The sequence below is a fragment of the Stutzerimonas sp. CXK-1 genome (genome assembly GCF_057738225.1).
The window spans coordinates 595923-616994 of the sequence record NZ_CM173217.1; the positions used below are offsets into that span (position 1 = coordinate 595923).

General features: G+C 63.5%; 17 protein-coding genes and 1 tRNA gene. 8 read left to right on the plus strand and 10 right to left on the minus strand.

Annotation, left to right across the window (positions count from 1 at the left end; all coding sequences use genetic code 11):
* Window positions 1-115: 115 nt before the first annotated feature.
* The 5 genes from gltB to AC0KXH_RS02895 all read left to right on the plus strand — a co-directional run bounded on the left by gltB (window position 116) and on the right by AC0KXH_RS02895 (window position 9844).
* Window positions 116-4561: a glutamate synthase large subunit gene (gene gltB / locus AC0KXH_RS02875; RefSeq protein WP_395764356.1), complete on the plus strand. Its 4446-nt coding sequence runs from the start codon at window positions 116-118 to the stop codon at window positions 4559-4561.
* A gap of 89 nt (window positions 4562-4650) precedes the next feature.
* On the plus strand, window positions 4651-6069 hold the full coding sequence (locus AC0KXH_RS02880) for an FAD-dependent oxidoreductase (protein WP_488224123.1): 1419 nt from the start codon (window positions 4651-4653) through the stop codon (window positions 6067-6069).
* Between the two features lie 115 nt (window positions 6070-6184).
* Complete coding sequence (hemE, locus tag AC0KXH_RS02885; RefSeq protein ID WP_312198932.1) at window positions 6185-7252, plus strand: uroporphyrinogen decarboxylase; 1068 nt, start codon at window positions 6185-6187, stop codon at window positions 7250-7252.
* Between the two features lie 188 nt (window positions 7253-7440).
* On the plus strand, window positions 7441-7929 hold the full coding sequence (locus AC0KXH_RS02890) for a DUF3015 domain-containing protein (RefSeq protein WP_061337032.1): 489 nt from the start codon (window positions 7441-7443) through the stop codon (window positions 7927-7929).
* 64 nt (window positions 7930-7993) lie between these two features.
* Window positions 7994-9844, plus strand: coding sequence for an Lnb N-terminal periplasmic domain-containing protein (locus tag AC0KXH_RS02895; RefSeq protein WP_488224124.1), 1851 nt, complete (start codon window positions 7994-7996; stop codon window positions 9842-9844).
* Between the two features lie 10 nt (window positions 9845-9854).
* Here AC0KXH_RS02895 and AC0KXH_RS02900 read toward each other — a convergent pair whose 3' ends face one another.
* The 8 genes from AC0KXH_RS02900 to rpsU form a co-directional block, all read right to left on the minus strand.
* Window positions 9855-10148: a hypothetical protein gene (locus tag AC0KXH_RS02900; RefSeq protein WP_043218328.1), complete on the minus strand. Its 294-nt coding sequence runs from the start codon at window positions 10146-10148 to the stop codon at window positions 9855-9857.
* Between the two features lie 91 nt (window positions 10149-10239).
* Entirely contained in the window at window positions 10240-10659 is a 420-nt protein-coding gene (locus tag AC0KXH_RS02905) for a hypothetical protein (protein ID WP_234458620.1), read from the minus strand.
* A gap of 94 nt (window positions 10660-10753) precedes the next feature.
* Window positions 10754-11191 carry a thioredoxin TrxC gene (gene trxC, locus AC0KXH_RS02910; protein ID WP_043218336.1) on the minus strand — a complete coding sequence of 146 codons (438 nt, stop codon included), beginning with the start codon at window positions 11189-11191 and terminating at the stop codon, window positions 10754-10756.
* Between the two features lie 76 nt (window positions 11192-11267).
* Window positions 11268-12545 (minus strand): bifunctional O-acetylhomoserine aminocarboxypropyltransferase/cysteine synthase, encoded by a 1278-nt coding sequence (locus AC0KXH_RS02915; RefSeq protein ID WP_488224125.1) that lies wholly within the window; start codon window positions 12543-12545, stop codon window positions 11268-11270.
* A 158-nt stretch (window positions 12546-12703) separates the two neighbouring features.
* Window positions 12704-12780 (minus strand) — tRNA-Ile (locus AC0KXH_RS02920).
* Window positions 12781-12874: 94 nt separating this feature from the next.
* The gene (gene rpoD / locus AC0KXH_RS02925) at window positions 12875-14734 is read right to left on the minus strand and encodes an RNA polymerase sigma factor RpoD (RefSeq protein ID WP_061337029.1); all 1860 of its coding nucleotides are present in this window, start codon (window positions 14732-14734) and stop codon (window positions 12875-12877) included.
* 67 nt (window positions 14735-14801) lie between these two features.
* The gene (gene dnaG / locus AC0KXH_RS02930) at window positions 14802-16733 is read right to left on the minus strand and encodes a DNA primase (protein WP_488224126.1); all 1932 of its coding nucleotides are present in this window, start codon (window positions 16731-16733) and stop codon (window positions 14802-14804) included.
* 139 nt (window positions 16734-16872) lie between these two features.
* A complete protein-coding gene (gene rpsU, locus AC0KXH_RS02935) occupies window positions 16873-17088 on the minus strand; it encodes a 30S ribosomal protein S21 (protein WP_003290642.1) in 216 nt (71 codons plus the stop codon).
* Between the two features lie 199 nt (window positions 17089-17287).
* On the opposite strand from rpsU, the gene tsaD reads away from it, so the two are divergent.
* Window positions 17288-18313 (plus strand): tRNA (adenosine(37)-N6)-threonylcarbamoyltransferase complex transferase subunit TsaD, encoded by a 1026-nt coding sequence (gene tsaD, locus AC0KXH_RS02940; RefSeq protein WP_488224585.1) that lies wholly within the window; start codon window positions 17288-17290, stop codon window positions 18311-18313.
* A 9-nt stretch (window positions 18314-18322) separates the two neighbouring features.
* Here the strand turns inward: tsaD and plsY are convergent, their stop codons facing one another.
* Complete coding sequence (plsY, locus tag AC0KXH_RS02945) at window positions 18323-18892, minus strand: glycerol-3-phosphate 1-O-acyltransferase PlsY (protein WP_488224127.1); 570 nt, start codon at window positions 18890-18892, stop codon at window positions 18323-18325.
* Between the two features lie 74 nt (window positions 18893-18966).
* On the opposite strand from plsY, the gene folB reads away from it, so the two are divergent.
* Together folB and folK are read left to right on the plus strand one after the other, a co-directional pair.
* The gene (gene folB, locus AC0KXH_RS02950) at window positions 18967-19320 is read left to right on the plus strand and encodes a dihydroneopterin aldolase (protein WP_061337026.1); all 354 of its coding nucleotides are present in this window, start codon (window positions 18967-18969) and stop codon (window positions 19318-19320) included.
* On the plus strand, window positions 19311-19865 hold the full coding sequence (gene folK, locus AC0KXH_RS02955) for a 2-amino-4-hydroxy-6-hydroxymethyldihydropteridine diphosphokinase (RefSeq protein WP_061337025.1): 555 nt from the start codon (window positions 19311-19313) through the stop codon (window positions 19863-19865). Before folB ends, folK begins: the two co-directional genes overlap by 10 nt.
* A gap of 7 nt (window positions 19866-19872) precedes the next feature.
* On the opposite strand, the gene AC0KXH_RS02960 is transcribed toward folK, so the two are convergent.
* A complete protein-coding gene (locus tag AC0KXH_RS02960) occupies window positions 19873-21024 on the minus strand; it encodes a multifunctional CCA addition/repair protein (protein WP_488224128.1) in 1152 nt (383 codons plus the stop codon).
* Window positions 21025-21072: the final 48 nt, after the last annotated feature.

The following is a 21072-nucleotide window of genomic DNA, read 5'->3' on the forward strand; positions in this document are numbered from 1 at the left end:
GTCGCTCTAGCAGCCTTTGTAAACTGCTCCCCCTTTTGCCCGCGTGTATGACGGGGCTTTTCAGCGCTCCGTCAGTAAGGGGTTGATTTACAACGTATTAGCTGGTGGAGCGCCTATGAGAGCAGGTCTGTTTCGTCCTGAAGAATTCAAGGATAACTGCGGCTTCGGCCTGATTGCCCACATGCAGGGCGAGGCAAGCCATCACCTGCTAAAAACCGCCATCGAATCGTTGACCTGCATGACCCATCGGGGCGGGATCAACGCCGACGGCAAGACCGGCGACGGCTGCGGTCTGTTGATGCAGAAGCCCGATGCCTTCCTTCGCGCAGTCGCCAGGGAGCGCTTCGATGTCGAAATGCCCGAGCAGTACGCTGTCGGCATGGTCTTTCTCAGTCAGGATGCAGCGAAAGCTGACAGCGCACGCGGGCGACTGAGTGAGGAGCTGGTCGCTCAAGGGCTCGACGTTGTCGGCTGGCGCGAAGTTCCGGTCGACACCAGCGTGCTTGGTCGGCTGGCCCTCGAGCGCCTGCCGCGTATCGAGCAGGTATTCGTCGCAGCGCCGGAGCTCTCCGATCGCGAGTTCGCCATCAAGCTGTTCTTTGCGCGCCGCCGCGCCGAAGTGGCCTTGGTCGCCGACAAAGAATTCTACGTCTGCAGCCTTTCGGCCAAGGACATCATCTACAAAGGCCTGATGATGCCAGCCGATCTGGCTAGCTTCTATCCCGACCTTGGCGATGAGCGCCTGGCTACCGCCATCTGCGTGTTCCACCAGCGCTTCTCCACCAATACCATGCCGCAGTGGCCGCTTGCTCAACCGTTCCGCTTCCTCGCGCACAACGGCGAGATCAACACCATCACCGGCAACCGCAACTGGGCTCAGGCTCGTCGCCTGAAGTTCGCCAACGAGCAGTTGCCCGACCTCGAGAGCCTGTCACCGCTGGTCAATCGCACCGGTTCCGACTCCTCGAGCATGGATAACATGCTTGAGCTGTTGGTCACCGGCGGAATGGATCTGTTCCGCGGCGTGCGCATGATTATTCCGCCGGCATGGCAGAACGTCGAAACCATGGACGCCGATCTGCGCGCCTTCTACGAGTACAACTCCATGCACATGGAGCCGTGGGATGGCCCGGCGGGCGTGGTGTTGACCGACGGCCGCTATGCGGTGTGTCTGCTCGATCGTAACGGTCTTCGTCCGGCTCGCTGGGTCACCACGAAGAACGGCTACATTACGCTCGCATCGGAAGTGGGCGTGTGGGACTACAAGCCCGAAGATGTCATCGCCAAGGGGCGGGTAGGCCCTGGGCAGATTCTCGCCGTGGATACCGAGACCGGCGAAGTGCTGCACACTGCCGACATCGATAATCGACTGAAATCGCGCCACCCTTACAAGAAGTGGCTGCGTGAAAATGCGCTGCGCATCCAGTCGACGCTCGACGATAACGATCATGGCTCGGCGTTCTACGACGCCGACCAGCTCAAGCAGTACATGAAAATGTTCCAGGTCACCTTCGAGGAGCGTGACCAGGTGCTTCGCCCGTTGGCCGAGCAGGGCCAGGAAGCGGTCGGATCGATGGGCGACGATACGCCCATGGCTGTGCTTTCGCGCCGGGTTCGCTCGCCTTACGATTACTTCCGTCAGCAGTTCGCGCAGGTCACCAATCCTCCGATCGATCCGCTGCGCGAAGCCATCGTGATGTCGCTCGAAACCTGTCTGGGAGCCGAGCGCAACGTCTTCGAGGAAACCGCTGACCACGCCAATCGCGCCATCCTGACGACTCCAGTGATTTCGCCTGCCAAGTGGCGGAGCATCATGGAGCTGGGTCGGCCGGGTTTCGAGCGCCACCTGATCGATCTCAACTACGACGAGAGCGTCGGCCTCGAGGCCGCGGTGCGCAATATCGCCGACCAGGCCGAAGAGGCGGTGCGTGCCGGCAAGGTGCTGCTGGTGCTCAGCGACCGGCACATCGTGCCCGGAAAGCTGCCGGTGCATGCCTCGCTCGCCGTGGGTGCCGTGCACCACCGGCTGGTCGAGACCGGCCTGCGCTGTGACTGCAACATTCTGGTGGAAACCGCGACGGCGCGCGATCCGCATCACTTTGCCGTGCTCATCGGTTTCGGCGCGACCGCGGTCTACCCGTTCCTTGCCTACGAGGTGCTTGGCGACCTGATCCGTACCGGTGAAGTGCTGGGCGATCTCTACGAGGTGTTCAAGCATTACCGCAAAGGCATCTCCAAGGGGCTGCTGAAAATCATCTCGAAGATGGGTATCTCCACGATCGCATCCTATCGCGGTGCGCAGCTGTTCGAGGCAGTCGGCCTAGCCGAAGAGGTGGTCGATCTGAGCTTCCGCGGCGTGGCCAGCCGGATCAAGGGCGCGCGTTTCGTCGATCTCGAAGCCGAGCAGAAGGCGCTGGCGACCGAGGCCTGGAACGCTCGTCGGCCGATCCAGCAGGGTGGTCTGCTCAAGTTCGTCTATGGCGGCGAGTATCACGCCTACAACCCCGATGTGGTCGGTGCGCTACAGGCGGCGGTGCAGAGCGGCGACTATTCGCGCTTCAAGGAATACACCGCACTGGTCGACCAGCGGCCGGTATCGATGATCCGCGACCTGCTGAAGGTCAAGGAGGCGGCCCAGCCGCTGGCGCTCGAGGAAGTCGAGCCGCTGGAGCAGATCCTCAAGCGCTTCGACTCTGCCGGCATCTCCCTCGGAGCCCTCTCGCCAGAGGCGCATGAGGCGATCGCTGCGGCGATGAACCGGATCGGCGCGCGTTCCAACTCAGGTGAGGGTGGGGAAGACCCGGCCCGCTACCGTACCGAGCGCAGCTCCAAGATCAAGCAGGTCGCCACCGGTCGCTTCGGCGTCACGCCGGAGTATCTGGTCAATGCCGAAGTACTGCAGATCAAGGTTGCCCAGGGTGCCAAGCCTGGCGAGGGCGGCCAGTTGCCGGGCGGCAAGGTCAACGGCCTGATCGCACGCCTGCGTTATGCGGTGCCGGGCGTCACGCTGATCTCGCCGCCGCCGCATCACGATATCTATTCGATCGAAGACCTTGCGCAGCTGATCTATGACCTCAAGCAGGTCAACCCGCAGGCGCTTGTCTCGGTCAAGCTGGTTGCCGAGCCGGGCGTGGGCACCATCGCGGCCGGCGTGGCCAAGGCCTATGCCGATCTGATCACCATTTCCGGCTACGATGGCGGCACCGGCGCCTCGCCGCTGACATCGATTCGTTATGCCGGCTCGCCATGGGAGCTGGGGCTCGCAGAGACCCATCAGACCCTGCGTGGCAACGATCTGCGCGGCAAGGTCCGGGTGCAGACCGATGGCGGTCTGAAAACCGGCCTGGACGTGATCAAGGCGGCGATCCTCGGCGCCGAAAGCTTTGGCTTCGGTACGGCGCCAATGATCGCACTGGGCTGCAAGTACCTGCGCATCTGCCACCTGAACAACTGTGCGACCGGCATCGCGACGCAGAACGAACAACTGCGCAAGGACCACTTCATCGGGACCGTCGACATGGTGGTGAACTTCTTCACCTTTGTTGCCGAGGAAACCCGCGAGTGGCTGGCTCGTCTCGGTGTGCGCAGTCTCGGAGAGCTGATCGGTCGTACCGACCTGCTCGATGTATTGCCTGGCGAGACCGACAAGCAGAAGGCACTCGACCTCTCGCCGCTGCTCGGCGGCAGCGAGCTGGCCGACAAGCCACAGACCTGCGAAGTCGACCGCAACCCGCCATTCGACCAGGGCCTGCTGGCCGAGGAAATGGTGCGACTGGCCAAGTCGGCCATCGAACAGAAGGCGGGCGGCGAGTACGAGCTGTCGATTTGCAACTGTGATCGCTCGATCGGCGCGCGCGTGTCGGGCGAAATCGCACGCCTGCACGGCAACCAGGGCATGAAGGATGCGCCACTGACCTTCCGCTTCAAGGGTACCGCCGGACAGAGCTTCGGTGTATGGAACGCCGGCGGTCTGCATCTGTACCTCGAGGGCGATGCCAACGACTACGTGGGCAAGGGCATGACCGGAGGCAAGCTGGTGGTCACTCCGCCGCGCGAAGCCGGTTACGCCTCTCAGGAGTCGGCCATCATCGGCAACACCTGTCTGTATGGTGCAACCGGGGGCAAGCTGTTCGCGGCGGGCACCGCCGGTGAGCGCTTCGCGGTGCGCAACTCGGGGGCGCATGCCGTCGTCGAGGGCACTGGCGATCATTGCTGCGAGTACATGACGGGCGGCTTCGTCTGTGTTCTGGGCAAGACGGGCTCCAACTTCGGCTCCGGCATGACAGGCGGCTTCGCCTATGTGCTGGACATGGACAACAGCTTCATCGATCGGGTGAACAACGAGCTGGTGAACCTGCACCGCATTACCGGCGAGACGATGGAAGCGCACCGCAGCCATCTGCAGTCGGTACTGCGTGAGTATGTCAACGAGACGGGCAGCGCCTGGGGCGCTCAGATCCTGGAGAATCTCGACGATTACCTGCGCCGCTTCTGGCTGGTCAAGCCAAAGGCCGCGAATCTGGCGTCGCTGCTTTCCAGCACCCGAGCCAACCCGCAATAAGAATTTGAGCGTAGTGCTGCATGCCAGTGACGCCTGGCCCGCCTCTGCGGGCCAGGCGCGCCGGCTCAAGCTAGCTGATGAGGTTTCAAATGACTGAACGTCTAAACAACGACTTCCAGTTCATCGAGGTCGGGCGCAAGGATCCGAAGAAGAAGCTGCTGCGCCAGCGCAAGAAGGAATTCGTCGAGATCTACGAACCCTTCAAGCCGGAGCAGGCTTGCGAACAGGCGCACCGCTGCCTCGGTTGCGGCAACCCGTACTGCGAGTGGAAGTGCCCAGTTCACAACTACATCCCGAACTGGCTGAAGCTGGTTTCCGAGGGCAACATCCTCGCGGCTGCCGAACTGTGTCACCAGACCAACACGCTGCCGGAAGTCTGTGGCCGGGTCTGCCCGCAGGATCGCCTGTGCGAGGGCGCCTGCACGCTGAACGACGGTTTCGGCGCGGTGACCATCGGCTCTGTCGAGAAGTACATCACCGACACGGCCTTCGCCATGGGCTGGCGACCGGACATGTCCAAGGTCAAGCCGACCGGCAAGCGTGTGGCGGTCATCGGCGCCGGTCCTGCCGGTCTCGGTTGCGCCGATGTGCTGGCGCGTAATGGTGTCACCCCCGTGGTGTTCGATCGGAACCCGGAAATCGGCGGCCTGCTGACCTTCGGTATTCCGGAGTTCAAGCTTGAGAAGACCGTTCTCAGCCGTCGTCGCGAGATCTTCACTGGCATGGGCATCGAATTCCGCCTCAATACCGAGGTGGGTAAAGATATCTCCATGGACCAGCTGCTCGCCGAATACGACGCGGTGTTCATGGGCATGGGCACCTACACCTACATGAAAGGCGGCTTCCCGGGTGAGGACCTGCCCGGTGTGTACGACGCGCTGGACTTCCTCATCTCCAACGTCAACCGCAACCTTGGTTTCGAGAAATCGGCCGAAGACTTCATCGACATGAAGGGCAAGAGGGTCGTGGTGCTGGGTGGCGGTGATACAGCGATGGACTGCAACCGCACCTCGATCCGCCAGGGCGCCAAGAGCGTTACCTGCGCCTACCGCCGTGACGCCAAGAACATGCCCGGCTCGCGCCGTGAGGTGAAGAATGCGAAGGAAGAGGGCGTCAAGTTCCTCTTCAATCGTCAGCCGATCGCCATCATCGGCGAGGACAAGGTCGAAGGCGTCAAGGTCGTCGAGACGCGCCTCGGTGAGCCTGATGCCCGTGGTCGTCGCAGCCCCGAGCCGATCCCGGGTTCCGAGGAAGTGCTACCGGCCGATGCCGTGGTGATCGCCTTTGGTTTCCGTCCCAGCCCGGCCCCGTGGTTCGAGGATATCGGTATCCAGCTGGACAATCAGGGTCGCGTGATCGCGCCGGAGCTCGGTGAGTTCAAGCACCAGACCAGCAATCCGAAGATCTTCGCCGGCGGCGACATGGTGCGCGGTTCCGACCTGGTCGTCACCGCGATCTTCGAGGGGCGTCAGGCTGCCGAAGGAATTCTTGACTACCTCGGCGTCTGAACCTCAGCGCATCGGCCTGACCTGAATCAAGCCGATTGAAAGGGCACGGCGTTCGCCGTGCCTTTTGCTATCCGCTTTGCGACAATGCACGGCAATTTTTCGCGGGAACCCCTACATGACTGCCTTGAAGAACGACCGTTTCCTTCGTGCCCTGCTCAAGCAGCCCGTCGACGTCACCCCGGTATGGATGATGCGCCAGGCTGGCCGCTACCTGCCGGAATATCGTGCCAGCCGCGCCAAGGCAGGCGACTTCATGAGCCTGTGCATGAATCCGGAGCTGGCCTGTGAAGTGACGCTGCAGCCGCTGGATCGCTATCCGCTCGATGCGGCGATCCTCTTCTCGGACATCCTCACGGTTCCTGACGCCATGGGCCTGGGGCTCTACTTCGAGACAGGCGAAGGCCCGCGTTTCAAGAAAGTGGTCAGCACTGCAGCCGACATCGAAGCACTACCGATCCCCGACCCCGAGCAGGATCTGGGTTACGTCATGGAGGCGGTGCGCACCATTCGCCGTGAACTGAATGGCCGTGTGCCGCTGATCGGGTTCTCCGGCAGTCCCTGGACGCTGGCGACCTATATGGTCGAGGGCGGCTCCTCCAAGGACTTCCGCAAGTCCAAGGCGATGCTCTATAGCGATCCGGCAGCGATGCATGCGCTGCTCGACAAGCTGGCGCAGTCCGTCACCAGCTACCTCAACGGCCAGATCCGCGCCGGCGCCCAGGCGGTACAGATCTTCGATTCCTGGGGTGGCAGCCTGTCGGCGGCGGCATACCAGGAATTTTCGCTGGCCTACATGCGCAAGATCGTTGACGGGCTGATCCGCGAGCATGATGGACGCCGGGTGCCGGTGATCCTGTTCACCAAGGGCGGCGGGCTGTGGCTCGAATCCATGGCCGACAGCGGTGCCGAGGCGCTGGGTCTGGACTGGACCTGCGACATTGGCAGTGCCCGTGCTCGTGTAGGTGCCAAGGTCGCTCTGCAGGGCAACATGGACCCGAGCGTGCTCTACGCCAAGCCGGAAGCGATTCGCGCCGAGGTCGGCCGAATTCTCGCCAGCTTCGGCCACGGCAACGGCCACGTCTTCAATCTTGGTCATGGCATCACGCCAGAGGTCGATCCGGCGCATGCCGGCGCGTTCATCGAGGCTGTGCACGAGCTGTCACTGCCGTACCACCAGGTCTGATCCGGTCGCCGTAACGTCAACGCCCCGCTCGAGCGGGGCGTTTGCGCTTTCAGTGGTTGCCGGCCGGGCTTTTGTTGACGCAATGCGCCGCGGCGCACGGGTTCGCCTTGACAGCCCCGCGGGATATGCCGAAAGCTACGGCGCGGCCGGCAAGGGCGTCGGCCATTTCACTGGATAAGAGAACGAACATGAAACGGATTCTGCTAGCGTCCCTGCTCTGCACTGTATCGGCCGGCGCCTTCGCCGAAGCGCCCGGCGGCCCCGGCTGCGGTTGGGGCAACATGCTGTTCGAAGGCCAGCGCGGCCTGCCTTCCCACCTGGTGGCGTCGATCACCAACGGCACTTCCGGCAATGCCACCTTCGGCATGACGTCGGGCACCAACGGTTGCTCTACCGATGGCACGCTGACCTACAACGGCAAGCCAATGCTGGTGCTGAGCAGCATCATGACCGAGCTGTCGGAGGATATGGCCAAGGGCGAGGGCGAAGCCCTGACCACCTATGCGGTGGTGCTCGGTGTCAAACCCGAGGATCGTGCGCACTTCGCTGCCGTCACCCATGCTCATTTCGAGCAGATCTTCAGCTCTGCTGATGTGACTGCCGAGCAGGTCCACGCGGCGACCCTGGCCGTACTGAAGCAGGACGCCCGCCTGGCTCACTACGCCGAGCAGGTCTGACACGGGTCTCCTCATCGTGCCCGCTCAGCGGGCACGTTTCTCTCAGGCTATCTCTTGGCCAGGCATGTTTCGAACACTGTTCCTGCTGACGTGCTGCTGCGCGAGCGCCCTCGTGCAGGCGGCTGCCCCCGTTCCGGCTGATCGGTTGCAGCGGCTGGCAAGCGATCCCTACTGGCTCTCGCTTGGCCATTACGAACGCGGCAAGCTGGCTGGCTGGCGCAGCTACGTCGACGATGACGCCTTCTTTCTGGCCGAGGACGGCGCGTGGAACCCAGCCGCAGAGCTGACGGCTACCCTGGCCGGCCTCTATGCTCCGTCCAGCCTGGGCGACCGGCATCCGCAGTGCGTCTATCCGGCGCGTACCCGCTGGCTGCGCGAGCAGCTGGCACTGGATGATCTTCCTGCCGTCTCCTGTGCCGAGTTCAATGAGTGGTATGCCGACATTGCCCCTCACAGCAGTGTGCTGGTGTTTCCGGCGGCCTATCTCAACAGCCCTTCGTCGATGTTCGGCCATACGCTGCTGCGCATCGATCAGGTCGACATCGATACGCAAGGCAGCCCGCTGCTCAGTTATGCGTTGAATTTCGGTGCCTTCATCGAGGGCATGGACAACAGCATTCTCTACGCCTGGAAAGGCCTGATGGGCGGCTACCCCGGGCTGTTCTCACTGCTGCCCTATCGCGAAAAGATCGGCGAATACAGTCGTTTGGAAAACCGCGACCTCTGGGAGTACCGGCTGAATCTCACGCCCGAAGAAACCGGGCGGATGCTCGAGCACGTCTGGGAACTCAAGCAGATCCAGTTCGACTACTTCTTCTTTGATGAAAATTGCTCCTATCGGCTGCTGGAGCTGCTGGAGATCGCCCGGCCAGGTCTGGAGCTTACCGAGCAGTTTCCCCTGACCGCGATTCCCGCCGACTCCGTACGTGCGGTCAAGGATGCCGGCCTGGTGGAGCGCATCGATTACCGGCCATCGCGTGAGCGCGAACTCCTGACGCGCAGTGCACCGCTGCAAGCGCAGGAGCTCGCATGGGTTTCCCGTCTTGCCGACAGCCCGAGCGTCGTCGACGAGCCGGACTATCTGAAACTGGCCGCTGAGCGGCGCGCGCTGATTCAGGATGCGGCCTATCGCCTGCTGCGCTATCACGCGGCAGGGCAGGAGCGAGACCCGCGCAATGCCGCTCACAGCTATCGATTACTCCAGGCGATCAATCGCAACCCGCCTCCTCGATTGCAGATCGAGCAGCCGGCACTGCCCGAGCAGGGGCATGAATCGAGAACGCTGCTGGCTGGCGTCGGCAGTCGGGATGGCCGTGCCTTCGCCGACTACGGCCTTCGGATGGCTTATCACGATCTGCTGGACAACCTCGAGGGCTTTCCGCTCGGTGCGCAGATCGAGATTGCACAGCTACAGCTTCGTCAGTACGAAGGCGGTCGATTGCAGCTGCGGCGGCTGGATCTGGCCGGCATCCGCTCGCTGACGCCGATGTCACCGCTGCTCAAACCATGGTCGTGGCAGGTGGCCGCCGGCCTCGAGCGGGTAGCCACGGAGCAGGCGGACGAGCGTCTGGTAGGGCATATCAATGGTGGCGGTGGCTTCACTTGGGAGTTGAATGAAGCGCTGCTCGGTTTTGCCCTGGCGACGGTGCGGATCGAACACAATCCCGACGCAGCGGCATGGCTCAGCCCCGCTGTCGGATTCGACAGCGGGCTGCTGTGGCGCAATCGGATGGGCAACCTGCTGTTGGAGGCGCGAGGCGACTATTTCCATCATGGCGAGGTGCGCCGCCGGCTCGGGCTGGCTCAGCAGTTCGAGCTGAGTCGCGATGTGGGGTTGCGCCTTGGTCTCGAGCGGGTTTTTGCCGAGGCCGCAGCGACCGAGGTGCAGCTGCAGCTACGCTGGTACTTCTATTGAGGATCGAGGCTCAGGGCTGCTGATAGTGGCCCGGTGTGGTTCCGGGCTCATGCTCATGAACAACCTTTGTCACTCGGATGTCGGTGATACCGAGCACTTCAGCCTGCCGCAACAGCTCCTGCTCCCCCGCGTCGGCATCGGGCATCACCAGGCGGTTCTCGGCATCGGCATTGTGCAGGCGGATCAGGTGTTCAGCCGCATGCGCGCTGGATAGGCTCTGCTCGTCGGACTCGATGATCTCGGCGCGCGGATCGTTCTGGTAGATGTAGTTCACTTCGAATTTGTGCGTGCTCTTGCCGAACATGTGCGGGCTCCTGGTAGCTGCGACGTGTTCAGTGGACAGGCGTCCCGAGAGGGTTGTTCCGCAGCCGAAGAGCCCGGCTGCGGGAGAGGGCCTAGTTGTAGCGATACTTCGTTTCGACCCGGCGCTTCTGGATGCTGTACTGCGTCATGTCGATCTCGTTGCGCGTCAACCGATCCTCGAGTGCATCGAGCTCCCGATTTTCCAGCGTACTCACGTGCTGTTTGGTCGCGTGATAGTTGATGGTCTCGGCGGCGCTGTGGCCGCTAACCGGATCCCACAGAATCGAGAGCGGCCAGAACAGCAGATTGACGACGCCCAGGCCATACTCGCGGCCATAGAAGGAGCCGCCACCGGGCAGCAGGCCGAGCGCGGTCCCCACGGCGGGGTTCTTTTCCTCGACGGCAAGCCCGGCAGCCTCGAAATGGCGCAGTTCGGATTTCTGGTAGGAATTAAGGCCGCTCGCGCAACCGGTCGAAGCCACGATCGCTCCGATGACAAACAGATGGGACAGCTTCACAACAGCTCCTTCTCGCTGACAGATCCAAGCGCTCTTCGGCGCGGGCGCAGCCTAGCATGTTGTGATGGCTAAATGGCATCGATCGGTGCTATCCAACGCCTTGCTGCTTCAACCAGCTGAGCAGTTGTGGCAGCGGCATGGCACCGCTTTGCCGGGCTACCTCGCGGCCGTCCCGGAACAGAATCAGGCTTGGAATAGAGCGGATGCCCAGCTGAGTCGACAGCTGTCGGTTGGCTTCGCTGTCCAGCTTCGCCAGCCGGCAGCGGCCTTGAAGTTGGGACGCGGCCTGGGCGAATACCGGAGCGAAGCTGCGGCAAGGCCCGCACCAACTGGCCCAGACGTCCACCAGCAACGGCAGGTCGCCCTTGATCTGGTTGGCGAACTGGCCCGCCTGCAATTCGAAGGGTTGCGCAGAGAGCAGATCGGCTTTGCAGCGTCCGCAATGTGGCGCGTCGCTGAGCCGAGCAGCGGGGATACGGTTGAGACTGGCGCAATGCGCACAGGGGACGATCAGTGAGTCGGTCATGGCGAGGCTCCATGGCGGTATGCCGATTAATGTGGAGCCTCGCCTGCGAATATCAAGCCGGGTGGGCGAGAGGAGGTCAGCCCTTGGCGGCGTCCAGTGCCTGTGCCAGGTCCGCAAGGATGTCATCGATGTGTTCGATGCCGATGGAAAGGCGGATCAGGTCCTGGGACACGCCCGCGCGGGCAAGTTCCTGAGCATTGAGTTGACGATGGGTGGTGCTCGCCGGGTGGCAGGCCAGCGACTTGGCGTCGCCGATATTGACCAGGCGAACGATCAGCTTGAGGGCGTCGATGAAGCGCGCGCCGGCCTCCAGGCCGCCGGCGATGCCAAAGCAGAGGATCGACGCCGGCTTGCCGCCCATGTAGCGCTGCGCCAGCGCATGCTCGGGATGATCGCTGAGGCCGGCGTACTTCACCCAGGCGACCTGGGGGTGGGCCTGAAGGAACTCGGCCACCTTGCGTGCATTCTCGCAGTGGCGCTCCATGCGCAGGGCGAGGGTCTCCAGGCCCTGCAGGATCAGGAACGAGTTGAACGGCGAGATCGCTGCGCCCATGTTGCGTAGCGGTACCACGCGGCAGCGGCCGATGAAAGCGGCCAGACCGAAGGCTTCGGTATAGGTCACGCCGTGATAGGACACGTCCGGCGTGTTGAGCAGCGCGAAGCGCTCCTTGTGCTGCGCCCAAGGGAATTTGCCGGAGTCGACGACGATGCCGCCAATGCTGGTGCCGTGGCCGCCCATGTACTTGGTCAGCGAATGGACGACGATGTCGGCGTCGTGTTCGAACGGTCGGCAGAGGATGGGCGTCGCCACCGTGTTGTCGACGATCAGCGGAACGCCGTGACGGTGCGCGGCGTCAGCCAGCGCCTTGAGATCGATGATATTGCCGGCCGGGTTGCCGATGGACTCGCAGAAGACCGCCTTGGTCTTGTCGTCGATCAGCGCTTCCAGCGCGGCGATGTCGTCGTGGGCGGCGAAGCGCACCTCGATGCCCTGACGCGGCAGGGTGTGGGCGAAAAGGTTGTAGGTGCCGCCATAGAGCTTGGCCACCGAAACGATGTTATCGCCCGCTTCAGCGATGGTCTGGATCGCATAGGTGATCGCCGCCATGCCCGAAGCCACCGCCAGCGCGGCGATACCGCCTTCCAATGCAACGACACGCTGTTCGAGCACGTCGGTGGTGGGATTCATGATGCGCGTATAGATGTTGCCAGGCACCTTCAGATCGAAGAGGTCGGCGCCATGCTGGGTATCGTCGAACGCATAGGATGTGGTCTGGTAGATCGGCACCGCCACGGCCTTGGTTGTCGGGTCCGGGCTGTAGCCCGCATGAATCGCCAGGGTCTCCAGTTTCATTGCGGCATGTCCTTGTTGTTGGCCGGAAAGTTCCGGAGGATGCGGCGAAGCCTTGCCTGGGTCAATGACCCAGCGCAACGAAGCACGGCGCACCTGACGCGCGCGGAAATTGCCGGCAAATGCGCAAGAAAAAGCCGCGCATTGCGCGGCCTTGGAGTTGGTGGGCCCACACGGACTCGAACCGTGGACCAAAGGATTATGAGTCCTCTGCTCTAACCAACTGAGCTATAGGCCCTCAGTAGGAGGGCGGATTATACCGGGGTGATAGTTCAGCGCCAACCAAGCTCGATTGCGGGCATAAAAAACCCCGGCGAACCGGGGTTTGGCAGTCACTCGTCGAGGAACGAGCGCAAGTGCTCGCTTCGCGTCGGGTGACGCAGCTTGCGCAGCGCCTTGGCTTCGATTTGGCGAATCCGCTCGCGCGTTACATCGAACTGCTTGCCGACTTCCTCGAGGGTGTGGTCGGTATTCATGTCGATGCCGAAGCGCATGCGCAGCACCTTGGCTTCGCGTGCGGTCAGCCCGGCGAGTACCTCGCGGGTGGCTTCCTTGAGGCTTTCCACGGTGGCTACGTCGATCGGGGACTGCATGGTGCTGTCCTCGATGAAGTCGCCGAGATGCGAGTCTTCGTCGTCGCCAATCGGCGTCTCCATGGAGATCGGTTCCTTGGCGATCTTCAGCACCTTGCGGATCTTGTCCTCGGGCATCTCCATGCGCTCGCCCAGCTCTTCCGGCGTCGGCTCGCGGCCCATCTCCTGCAGCATCTGGCGGGAGATGCGGTTGAGCTTGTTGATCGTCTCGATCATATGCACCGGGATGCGGATGGTGCGCGCCTGGTCGGCGATCGAGCGAGTGATGGCCTGGCGAATCCACCAGGTGGCGTAGGTCGAGAACTTATAGCCGCGGCGGTATTCGAACTTGTCCACCGCCTTCATCAGGCCGATATTGCCTTCCTGGATCAGGTCGAGGAACTGCAGGCCGCGGTTGGTGTACTTCTTGGCGATCGAGATCACCAGGCGCAGGTTGGCCTCGACCATCTCTTTCTTCGCTCGGCGGGCTTTGGCCTCACCGATGGACATGCGGCGGTTGATGTCCTTGACGTCGGCAACGCTGAGGCCGGTTTCCTGCTCTAGGTCCACCAGCTTCTGCTGGCAGGCGCGAATGTCGTCCTTGCGCGCGGCAATCGCTTCGGCGTACTTGCTCTTGCCGCTGGCGATGGCCTCGGCCCAGCCGAGGTTGGTCTCGTTGTTGGGGAACTCGCGGAGGAAGTCGGCGCGCGGCATGCGGGCATCCCGAACGCAGAGCTGCATGATGGCGCGCTCCTGGGCGCGGATGCGCGCCAGCGCGTCGCGCACACGCTCGACCAGTGCGTCGTACTGCTTGGGCACGAGCTTGATCGGCATGAACAGGATGGCCAGTGCCTCCAGTTCATCGGTGGCCTGCTGGCTGCCGCGGCCAAACTTCTTCAGGGCCTTCTGGGCTTTGGCCAGCTGTTCGGCCACTGCGCCGAAGCGGATGCGGGCAACTTCGGGGTCCGGACCGCCGTCGCCTTCTTCCTCGTCGCTGTCGCTCGACTCTTCGTCCTCCTCGTCGTCGTCCTTGTCGTCCGCGGCGGCCTTGGAGGCAACCTGGGGCGCGACCGGCTCGACTTCCTGAGGGGCGGCGGCGCCGTCGTCATCAGGATCGATGTAGCCACTGAGGATGTCGGACAGACGGCCGCCCTCGCTGACGACGCGGTCGTAATCGGCCAGGATTCCGTCCACGGTGCCGGGGAAGTGAGCGATCGCGCTCATCACCTCGCGGATGCCTTCCTCGATGCGTTTGGCGATCTCGATTTCGCCTTCGCGGGTCAGCAGCTCGACGGTACCCATTTCGCGCATGTACATGCGCACCGGGTCGGTGGTGCGGCCGATGTCGGTCTCGACCGCAGCGAGCGCTGCGGCAGCCTCTTCGGCGGCCGCTTCATCGGTATCGGCTTCGGCCAACAACAGGGCATCGGCATCCGGAGCGGTCTCGAATACGTTGATGCCCATGTCGTTGATCATGCGAATGATGTCTTCCACCTGTTCCGGATCGGAAATATCCTCCGGCAGGTGGTCGTTGACCTCGGCGTAAGTCAGGTAACCCTGCTCACGGCCACGCTGGATCAACTCTTTGAGGCGGGACTGCTGTTGCGCTTTTCCGGACATATAACCCTATCCACTGAAGGTTCTGGCGGGCTGAAAACAAGCTGAGCATTATAGCCGAGCTAGGACCTCACGCGCCAGTTGAGGTCGGTGCTGCAGGTGCTGCGTTGCGATTCAACAGTGCGCGCAGGTGATCTTTTTCCTCTGCGCTCAGGGCACCCTGGCGAGCCTTGCGCAGCAACTGCTCGAGGCTGCGCTCGCGTTGTCTGGCGGCAAGGCTTGAGATGGTGTCGAAAAACTGTTGTTCAAGGTTATCGGCCGATATCAGCCATTCTTTCTCCGCCAATGCGCGTAAAAGACGCCCTTGGTCGGTTCCGTGCCAGCGCGCGATCAGCTGCAGGCTGCGCAGGCGGGGATTTTTCTGCAGCGTACCGATCAAGGCGATGAGTAGCTGGGTGTAAGTGTCGTCTTCGGCAGCGAAATGACTGGCATCTTCGACCTTCTGTGCGAGCTCCGGATGGTGTAGCAGGGTGCGAAGCGTGGTCAGGGCTGGCGGCTCGACGGTTGCTGGCGTGCGCGGTGCTCGCGGCGTGAAATCCTGGCGCTGGCCGCTTTTCTTCCAATCGTTCTTCCAGGGGCGTTTGCTGCCCTTGCCTGCGGGTGGGGGAGCCGGCTCGTAGCTGGGGGGCTCGTAATCGACGGATATTGCGTCGTAATACCCGTAGTCGTCGCCGGGCGGGGTGCTGGCGGGTGAGGGGGTGGCTGCAAGCTGGTGCAGCGCTTCGCCGTTGAGCCCGGTGAGTTCGGCCAGGCGCTGGCGCATCAGGGCCCGCAGGTTCGCCCCTGGGACCTTTTCGATCAGCGGTGCGGCCAGCGTAGCCAGGTGCGCCTTGCCTTCCAGTGAGCGCGGGTCGGCCTCCTCGCTCAGTTGCTGGAAGAAATAGTCCGCCAGCGGCTGGGCCTGCTGGTTGATCCGTGCCTGGAAGGCGTCGGTGCCTTCGGCGCGAACCAGGCTGTCAGGGTCTTCGCCTTCGGGGAGAAACAGAAAGCGCGCGCGCCGCCCATCCTGCAGGTTCGGCAGGGTCGCCTCGAGGGCGCGCCACGCCGCCTTGCGTCCGGCGCTATCGCCATCGAAGCAGAACAGTACGCTCGGCACCAGTCGGAACAGGCGCTTGAGGTGCTCCTCGCTGGTGGCCGTGCCCAGCGTCGCGACGGCATTGCGCAAGCCTTGCTGGGCCAGGGCGATGACGTCCATATAGCCTTCGACGACGATGATTTCGTCGAGATCGCGGTTGGCCTGGCGGGCTTCGTACAGGCCATAGAGTTCCTGGCCTTTGTGAAAGACCGGGGTTTCCGGCGAATTCAGGTACTTGGGCTTGTCATCGCCTAGCACGCGGCCGCCGAAGGCGATCACCCGGCCACGGCTGTCGCGGATCGGGAACATCACGCGGTCGCGGAAACGGTCGTAGCGCTTGCCGGATTCGGCGTTTTCGATCAGCAGCCCGGCGTCGATCAGCGCCTTTTGCTGCAGCGCATCGCCGCCCAAGTGTTTCAGCAGGTTGTCCCAGCCGGGCGGCGCGAAGCCCAGGCCGAAGTCGCGGGCGATGACGCCGGAAAGTCCGCGCCCCTTCAGGTAGTCGACCGCGGCCTTGCGGGCCGGATGACTCTTCAGTGCCTGGCGGTAGAAGTCGGCAGCGGCGGCGAGCAGCGGATAGAGGGGGGAGTCGACCGGTTGCCGCGGTTTGTGCCCGCGTCCACTGTCCTCGCGTGGAACTTCGAGTCCGGCGCGCCGGGCGAGCTCCTCGACCGCCTGGGGGAAGTCCAGATGATCGTGGTCCATGATGAAGCCGAGGGCGTTGCCGCCGGCGCCACAGCCGAAGCAGTAATAGAACTGCTTGTCCGGGCTGACGCTGAAGGAGGGGGTCTTCTCGTTATGGAAGGGGCAGCGTGCGGTGTAGTTTTTGCCGGCCTTCTTCAGCTGGATGCGCGAGCCCACCACTTCGACGATATCGGAGCGGTTGAGCAGGTCATCGATGAAGGATTGCGGGATCAGTCCGGCCATAGGGGTATCAGGTTAGTTCGCAGTGCATGGGACCGGAAACGAAAAAACTCCGGCCTTTCGCCGATTGGCGAAGCGGAGTCTGCATGCAAACGCAAAGCCCGGCCAGGGCCGGGCTTTAGGCGACGTCAGCGGTACCGGATCAGTACAGGCGGACGCTACGGCGCTGCTCGCGCTGCACTTTCTTGGCGTGACGCTTGACTGCGGCAGCAGCCTTGCGCTTGCGCTCGGCAGTCGGCTTCTCGTAGAACTCGCGGGAACGGACTTCGGCCAGAACGCCGGCCTTTTCGCAGGAGCGCTTGAAGCGACGCAGTGCTACGTCGAAGGGTTCATTCTCTTTAACTTTGACAGCGGGCATCCAGGACTTACCTTCACTTGATTACCGGTGGCAACGCGCTTCGGCAAATGACTCGCAAGCACGCTGGTTTTAAGGGTTGCGGATGTTAACGCCTCGGCTGGAGGAATGCAAAGCCCCTGATCGAAAAGCGCTGGCCGGTGGCCGACCCCGGCGATTAATATGCACGGCTTCATTCGCTTCCCTCGGACGGTTCGAACCCATGCTGGTGCTGGGGCTGGAAACTTCCTGCGACGAGACTGGCGTCGCGCTCTACGACAGCGAGCAGGGCCTGTTGGCCGACGCGCTATTCAGCCAGATCGACCTGCATCGCGTCTATGGCGGCGTAGTGCCCGAGCTCGCCTCGCGCGATCACGTCAAGCGCATGCTGCCGCTGATTCGCCAGGTGCTTGCCGATGCCGAGCGTGATGCTGCGCAGATCGATGCGATCGCCTATACCGCCGGCCCAGGACTGGTCGGCGCGCTGCTGGTCGGGGCCTCCTGCGCGCAGGCGTTGGCGTTCGCCTGGGGCATACCGGCGGTTGGTGTGCATCATATGGAAGGGCATCTGCTGGCACCGATGCTCGAGGAGCAGCCGCCGGCGTTTCCGTTCGTCGCATTGCTGGTTTCCGGCGGGCATACCCAGCTGGTGCGCGTCGATGGCATCGGTCGCTACGAGCTGCTCGGTGAGTCGGTGGATGATGCTGCCGGCGAGGCCTTCGACAAGACCGCCAAGCTGATGGGCCTGCCGTATCCCGGCGGGCCGGAAATCGCCCGGCTGGCCGAGCACGGCGTGCCGGGGCGTTTCGTGTTTCCGCGGCCGATGACCGATCGGCCAGGGCTCGATTTCAGCTTCAGCGGGTTGAAGACCTTTACCCTCAATACATTCCAACAGCGTCGGGCGGCCGGTGACGACAGCGAGCAGACCCGCAGCGACATCGCCCTCGCATTCCAGCAGGCGGTGGTCGAAACGCTCACGATCAAGTGCCGCCGCGCGTTGAAGCAGACCGGCCTGAAATCGCTGGTGATCGCCGGCGGGGTCAGTGCCAACCGCGCGCTGCGCGAGGCGCTGCAAGCCATGCTGGCCGAGATGAAAGGGCAGGTCTTTTATGCGCGGCCACGGTTCTGCACGGACAATGGCGCCATGATTGCCTACGCAGGCTGCCAGCGCTTGCTGGCCGGGCAGCACGACGGGCCGCAGATCGGCGTGCAGGCACGCTGGCCGATGGAGGCGCTGCCGGCTATTTGAGCGGCGCCATCAGAAATGCCGTTCCCGTCCCGCCAGCAGAGCCTGCAGGTTGCTGCGATGTCGCCAGACGATCAGCAGTGCGAGCACGCTCATCGGCAACAGCGATCCAGGTTGTCGCCAGGCCAGCAGAGGCAGGCAAAGCGGCAAGGCAATCAGCGCGGCGAGGGAGCTGGTGCGCGTCAGGCGAAACACGGTGAGCCAGGCGGCCGCCGCGAGCGCCGCGGCCGGGGCGTAGAGGCCGAGCAGTACACCGGCCGCAGTGGCAACGCCCTTGCCGCCCTGGAAACGAAAGTAAATTGGATAGAGATGGCCAAGCACGGCTGCCAGACCGATCCAGGCCTGCTGCTGAGCGTCATAGCCAAGCCAGGCGGCGAGCGTGACAGGCAGCAAGCCTTTGAGCAGGTCGCCGAGCAGGGTGCCGATGGCCAGGCGGCGTCCCGCCAGGCGCAGCATGTTGGTGGCGCCCGGGTTACCCGATCCACCGGCCCGCGGGTCTGGCATGCCCGACAGCTGGCTGAGCACAATGGCGAATGACAGCGAACCGAGCAGGTAAGCGAACAGTGTCAGCAGCCAGAACATGGAAATCATCCGGGGCAGGGAGCTCCTGAGTCTAACGGTGCGGCCTCGGCTTGTCGTGCCGCGGGAGAGACGGTTTGGATACAGTGTTTATCGAAGGCCTGGAAGTGGACACCGTGATCGGTGCCTATGACTGGGAGCGCGGCATCCGCCAGAGCCTGCGTCTGGATCTGACCCTGGGCTGGGACATTCGTCCCGCTGCGGAGAAGGACGAACTGGACAAGGCGCTGGACTATGCCAAGGTCGGCCAGGCCATCGATCGTTTCGCCGGTGCTGTGCGTTTCGAATTGGTGGAAACCTTCGCCGAGCAACTGGCGGCGCAGCTGATGACCGAGTTCGGCATTCCCTGGCTGCGCCTGCGCGTGACCAAGCCGGGAGTCAATGCGCGCGCACGCGCGTTGGGCGTGGAGATCGAACGCGGATGCCGTTGACTCCCGTTCTGCTCGGCCTCGGCAGCAACAGCGAGCGCGAAAGGCATCTGCATGCCGGACTCGACGCGCTGGCGGCACTGCTGAGCGACATGCATTGCTCGCCGGTCTTCGAAAGCCTTGCGGTAGGCTACCGCGGTGACAATTTCTACAATCTGGTGGTGGCCGGGTGCACGGACCTGCCGCTGATCGAACTGGATCGAAGGCTGAAGTTCATCGAGGCGGACAATGGTCGCTATGCGCCGGATCGCAAGGGTTTGCCGCTGGATATCGACGTGTTGCTCTATGCCGATCTGGTCGGTGAGTTCGATGGGCTGAGACTGCCGAGGCCGGAAGTGCTGCGCAACGCCTTCGTGCTCTGGCCGCTGTCGTTGCTGGTGCCCGAGCGAATCCACCCCGAAGCGGGGCTGAGCTTTGCCGAGCTCTGGCGCCGCGCCTCCATCGATCAGCGCCTCTGGCCGGTGCCCTTCGGCTGGAACGGTATGGCGCTGACCCCCGAGTATCTGCTGCAACCTTCACCGTTTTCCGAGCCCCCCGCCGTTGGCTGAGACAGCGCTAGCGGCACGCGGCGTATCGTGCGACAGCGGCCACGCGTTCGCGTTTGAGCGCTTCGCCCAGTTCGGCTCCCCGGTAGCCTTGCTCGACCAGAGGGGCTGCAGTCACCTGGCGTGCCGCGTCAGCCGCTCCCCTCAGATACTCGGCCTGCGCGTGGAAAGCTGCTCCGCTGCTGGGTGCAGCGGCGCCGGCTATTTCGCTGGCGATGAGGAAGCGCTCGAAGCGCTCCGGGCGGCGGTAGATGTCGAAGTGCTGCAGCAGGTCGAGCAGCTGGTTTGCCGACAGCTCAAGCGCCCGTGCAGCGGCGTGGCGGTAGCCGGCGACCAGCTCGGCGAGCTCTTGGCAATCCCGGGGCACCTTGCTGCGCTGGCTGATCGCCCGGACCGGCTCGACGCCCTGACCGTCCTCGATGCTCAGTGGCGAAAGCAGCACCGCCCAGCGCACCGGCAGCGGCTGCTGGCGCCGGGCGCATTCGCGCAGCGCGGCCAGCAGGGCGTCTGGCGTAGGGGCCAGGTGCGCGTCCAGTTCCGGATAGAGCTCGGCCAGTGCGCCGCAGTCGCGCAACACCTGTAGGAACACGTCCGGTCGCGGCTCCATCAGGGCGCGGGAGATTTCCTTCCAGCTGCGCTCGGGCGTCAGCGCCTGCAATTCGCCGGAGCGGGACAGCTGGCGCATCAGTTCCAGCGTTTCGCTGGCGATATGAAAACCGAGGTCGGCGTAGCGCGCGGCGAAACGTGCGACACGCAGGACCCGGAGCGGATCTTCGGCGAAGGCCGGCGAGACATGGCGCAGCAAGCGATCTGCCAGGTCCCGTTGCCCGCCATAGGGGTCATGGAGCTGGCCGTGTTCGTCCTCGGCCATGGCATTGATTGTCAGGTCGCGGCGCAGCAGGTCCTGTTCCAACGTGACATACGGGCTGGCAAAGAAGGTGAAGCCCCCGTAACCGCGGCCGCTCTTGCGCTCGGTGCGGGCCAGCGCGTATTCGTCGCCGGTTTGCGGGTGCAGGAACACCGGGAAATCTGCGCCGACCGGGCGAAAGCCCAAGGCTTCCATTTGTTCGGCCGTCGCGCCGACGACCACCCAGTCGATCTCGCTGACGGGTCTTCCGAGCAGGCGGTCGCGTACCGCACCACCGACTTTGTAGATCTGCATGAATACCTCCGTTGGCACGGAGGATAAGGCATAGCGCCGCCATACGGC

Bases quoted from the DNA above. Each gene is read 5' to 3' on its own strand.
- AC0KXH_RS02895 (WP_488224124.1), top strand. From the start codon at position 7,994: ATGTTTCGAACACTGTTCCTGCTGACGTGCTGCTGCGCGAGCGCCCTC.
- AC0KXH_RS02890 (WP_061337032.1), top strand. From the start codon at position 7,441: ATGAAACGGATTCTGCTAGCGTCCCTGCTCTGCACTGTATCGGCCGGC.
- AC0KXH_RS02915 (WP_488224125.1), bottom strand. From the start codon at position 12,545: ATGAAACTGGAGACCCTGGCGATTCATGCGGGCTACAGCCCGGACCCG.
- folK (WP_061337025.1), top strand. From the start codon at position 19,311: ATGCCGTTGACTCCCGTTCTGCTCGGCCTCGGCAGCAACAGCGAGCGC.
- AC0KXH_RS02880 (WP_488224123.1), top strand. From the start codon at position 4,651: ATGACTGAACGTCTAAACAACGACTTCCAGTTCATCGAGGTCGGGCGC.
- hemE (WP_312198932.1), top strand. From the start codon at position 6,185: ATGACTGCCTTGAAGAACGACCGTTTCCTTCGTGCCCTGCTCAAGCAG.
- dnaG (WP_488224126.1), bottom strand. From the start codon at position 16,733: ATGGCCGGACTGATCCCGCAATCCTTCATCGATGACCTGCTCAACCGC.
- AC0KXH_RS02960 (WP_488224128.1), bottom strand. From the start codon at position 21,024: ATGCAGATCTACAAAGTCGGTGGTGCGGTACGCGACCGCCTGCTCGGA.
- rpsU (WP_003290642.1), bottom strand. From the start codon at position 17,088: ATGCCCGCTGTCAAAGTTAAAGAGAATGAACCCTTCGACGTAGCACTG.
- trxC (WP_043218336.1), bottom strand. From the start codon at position 11,191: ATGACCGACTCACTGATCGTCCCCTGTGCGCATTGCGCCAGTCTCAAC.
- gltB (WP_395764356.1), top strand. From the start codon at position 116: ATGAGAGCAGGTCTGTTTCGTCCTGAAGAATTCAAGGATAACTGCGGC.
- rpoD (WP_061337029.1), bottom strand. From the start codon at position 14,734: ATGTCCGGAAAAGCGCAACAGCAGTCCCGCCTCAAAGAGTTGATCCAG.
- tsaD (WP_488224585.1), top strand. From the start codon at position 17,288: ATGCTGGTGCTGGGGCTGGAAACTTCCTGCGACGAGACTGGCGTCGCG.
- AC0KXH_RS02900 (WP_043218328.1), bottom strand. From the start codon at position 10,148: ATGTTCGGCAAGAGCACGCACAAATTCGAAGTGAACTACATCTACCAG.
- plsY (WP_488224127.1), bottom strand. From the start codon at position 18,892: ATGTTCTGGCTGCTGACACTGTTCGCTTACCTGCTCGGTTCGCTGTCA.